General features: G+C 72.1%; 1 protein-coding gene. It reads right to left on the reverse strand.

The window, feature by feature from the left end; translation table 11 throughout:
* A partial coding sequence (locus ACTWP8_RS38055; protein ID WP_443326623.1) for an amino acid adenylation domain-containing protein occupies positions 1-4111 on the reverse strand: 4111 nt, incomplete at both ends.

Below are 4111 nucleotides of genomic sequence, written 5' to 3' on the forward strand. Positions count from 1 at the left end.
AGCGGCGGGGACGCACCACGCAGCACATCCCGCCACCACGCGGCCTCCGCGGCACGCACCGGCGTCGCCGCCTCCTCCACCAGGCGCTCCGCCCAGCGGCGCAGCGACGTACCCACCGGCTGCAACCGCACCGGGCGGCCGGCCGCCACCTCCCGGTAGGCCTCCGCCACATCCGGCATCAACACCCGCCACGACACCCCGTCCACCACCAGGTGATGAACCAGAAGCAGTAGCACACCGGGCATGTCCGGCCCCCGGTCGAACCACACCACCTGCGTTAGGGCCCCAGCGGCCGGATCCAGCCGCCGGCGCGCCGCCTCGGTGTGTTCCCGCACCAGGTCCCGCTGGGCCTCCTCGTCCAGGCCGGCCGCGTCCACCCGCAGCACACAGGACTCGGCGCGCACGGAACCGGGCGGGGTGATCTCCATCCGGTCGCCGGCCGCGTCCCGGTGCAGACGGGCGCGCAGCGCGTCGTGGTGGTCCAGAACTGCCTGCACCGCGGCGACCAGATGGTCGTGGCGCAGCGAGGCGGGCACCTGGACCAGCCGTGACTGATTGAACTGGTCGACGGGGCCTCCCCGTTCGAGGAACCAGCGCACGATCGGGGTGAGCGGCACGGCGCCGACGCCCGCGCCCGGCTCCTCGGCCGCGATCCCGGACGCCTCGGTGACGACCTCGGCCAGGGCCGCGACCGTGCGCCGCTCGAAGATGTCCCGTACGGACAGCTCCAGTCCGGCCCGCCGGGCCCGGCTCACCAGCTGGATCGACATGATGCTGTCGCCGCCCAGGTCGAAGAACCCGTCATCGACACCGACCTCCGACAGCCCCAGCACCTCGGCGAACAGGGAGCACAGCGTCTTCTCCCGCTCCGAGCGCGGCCCGCGCCCCGCCTGCTCGCCGCCGTACTGCGGAGCGGGCAGCGCACGGCGGTCCAGCTTCCCGTTCGCCGTCAACGGCAGCTCGTCGAGGAAGACCACGGCCGACGGCACCATGTACTCCGGCAGCGACGATGCGACGTGCCCGCGCAGCTCCTCCTGGTCGGTCGGCTGCCCGGCGCCCGCGACGACATAGCCGACCAGCCGTTTGTCGCCGGGCCGGTCCTCGCGGAGGACCACCGCCGCCTGGGCGACATGGGGATGTGCGGCCAACGCGGCCTCGATCTCGCTGGGTTCGATGCGGAATCCGCGCAGCTTCACCTGATCGTCCACACGGCCGACGAACTCCAGCCGCCCGTCGGCGCGCCATCGCACGACGTCGCCCGTCCGGTACATCCGCTCCCCGCCGTCCGCGAAGGGATCGGCGACGAATCGCTGCGCCGTCAGCGCGGCCCGGCCCAGATAGCCGCGGGCCACACCGGCACCGCCGATGTACAGCTCGCCGCTGACCCCCGGAGCCACCGGCCGCAGCCCGTCATCGAGCACATAGACCCGGGTGTTCCACAGGGGGCGGCCGATCGGCACGACCGCCTCTGGCACGTCGTCCGCCGCGCGCAGCTGGTTGACGGTGGAGAACACGGTCGTCTCCGTGGGCCCGTACTCGTTCGCCACGACCGTGCCAGGACAGGCTTCCAGCACACGCCGCACCGCCACCGGAGACACCACGTCGCCGCCCGCCCAGATCTCCCGGACGCCCGCGAAGCACTCGGGGCGTTCCTCGGCCAGCACCCGGAACAGGCCGGCACTGACGAAAAGGCCGGTCACCTTCTGCGCGGCGATCACCGTGGCCAGGTCCGAAGCGTCGAGGCGACCCGCCGGGGCGACCACGATGCTGCCCCCGGTCAGCAGCGGCGTCCAGATCTCGAAGGTGGAGGCGTCGAAGGCGTACGGGGAGTGCATCAGGACCCGCTCGTGACGGCCCGCGCGCCAGTACCGGTCGGCCGCCAGGTGCACAACGTTGCGGTGGGTATTGGCAACGCCCTTCGGCGTGCCCGTCGAACCCGACGTGTACATCACGTAGACGAGCTGCTGGGCCCGCGTGGGGAGGTCCGGGTCGGTCTCCGCCTCGTCGTCGAAGTCCTCCGGGGCGCCCACCCGCACCGTGGGGGCGTCCGTCGCGAACCCGACCCGGCCGGGTTCCCGGTCGGTGAGCAGTGCCACGGCTTCGGTGTCCCGCAGGATGAACTCGGTACGGGTCGCGGGCTGGTGGGGATCGATCGGCACATACACGCCGCCCGCTTTGAGTACCGCCAGCGTCGACACCACCAGCTCGGCGGACCGCTCCTGGAGGACGGCGACCCGGCTCTCGGGCCGCACACCCGCCCGGATCAGCCGGTGCGCGAGGCGGTTGGCACGCACGTTGAGCTCGGCGTACGTGAGTGTCTGCGTCCCGGAGACCACGGCAATCGCGTCCGGCGCTGCGGCCGCCCGCTCCTCGAACAGCCCGTGCACGCTGCGCTCCGCCGGATAGTCGACGGCCGTGTCGTTCCACTCGGTGAGCAGTCGGTGCCGCTCGGCGGGGTCGAGGATTCCGACCGCGCCGATGGGCTGGTCCGGATCGTCGGCCATCGCCTCGAGAATTCGTACGAACCGGCCGGCGATGCTCTCCGCGGTGTCCCGGTCGAACAGCTGCGTGCTGAAGTCCAGGGCACAGCTCAGCCCATCGGGAGCACCGGACTCCGACGTGCGCTCGGCGATCTCGAAGGACAGGTCGAACTTCGCGGAGGGCGCGCCGAGCGGCCGGCCGGTGACCGTGAGTCCGGGCAACTCGGCGAGCGGGACTGCGCCGGTGCTCCGGTCGGAGTTGTCGAAGCTCAGCATGACCTGGAACAGGGGGTGCCGGGACAGCGAGCGCTCCGGGTTGACCACCTCGACCAGCCGCTCGAACGGCAGATCCTGGTGCGCGTACGCCGTCAGGTTCTGCGTACGGACACGGCTGATCAGCTCGGTGAACGTCGGGTCGCCGGAGGTGTCCGTGCGCAGCACGAGGGTGTTGACGAAGAACCCGATGAGGCCGTCCAGCGCGTCGTCGGTGCGGCCCGCCACCGGCGCGCCGAGCGGGATGTCCGTGCCCGCGCCGAGCCTGGTCAACAGGGTGGCGAGCGCCGCCTGGAGCACCATGAACGGGCTGGCGTGTGCAGACCGGGCCAGGGCCGTCAGCCGCTCGTACAGTCCGTCGGGCAGCTCGAAGGGCACCCGGTCACCCGCATAGGACGGCCCCGAGCCGCGCGGCCGGTCCGTGGGGAGCCCGATCTCCTCCGGCAGACCCGCCAACGCCTGCTCCCAGAAGGCGATCTGGCGAGAGATACCGCTGTCACCGTCCGCCTCCGAGCCGAGCACCTCACGCTGCCACAGGCTGTAGTCCGCGTACTGGACGGGCAGCGGCGACCACTGCGGGGCCGCGCCGCTCGTACGCGCCGCGTAAGCCGCGGTCAGCTCGTGCACGAGGATGGTGCGCGACCGTGCATCGCTCGCGATGTGGTGCGTCAGCAGCAGCAGAACCCGCTTGTCGCCGCCGGTCTCGAACAGCCAGGCCCGCAGGGGCGCTTCGGCGGACAGATCGAAAACGTACCTGGTGGCACGCCGCAGCCGCTCCGCCACCGACTCCTCGTCCACCCGCTCCACGGCCAGCGGGGGCCGCACGCGCTCCGGGTCCAGGATCACCTGGTACGCGCTGCCCTCGGCGTCCTCGGCGAAGACCGTATGCAGGCTCTCGTGACGCGCGGCCACGTCCGCGAGCGCGTCGCGCAGCGCATCCGCGTCCAGCCGCCCGGCCAGTTCGAGGCAGACGGCCACGTTGTACACATCGCTCGGACCCTCCAGATGCTGGAGGAACCACAGGCGCTGCTGTGGGTGCGAGAGCGGGATCCGGGCGGGCCGGGCCAGCCGGACCACTCCGCGGCGCGCTTGGGTGGCTCCGTCGAGTGCGGTGGCGAGCGCGGCGACGGTGGGGGTTTCGAAGAGCTGCCGTACGGACAGCTCGGCGTCCAGCACCGAGCGGATGCGGCTCACCAGCTTCGTCGCGAGGAGGGAGTGCCCACCCAAGTCGAAGAAGCTGTCGTCGATGCTGATGCCGGGCAGGCCGAGGACTTCGGCGAACAGGCCGCACAGGATCTCCTCGCGGGGAGAGCGCGGGGCCCGCCCGACCCACTCCGGACCGTAGTCCGGGGCGGGCA

This window comes from Streptomyces sp. 7N604, from assembly GCF_052245475.1.
GTDB lineage: Bacteria > Actinomycetota > Actinomycetes > Streptomycetales > Streptomycetaceae > Streptomyces.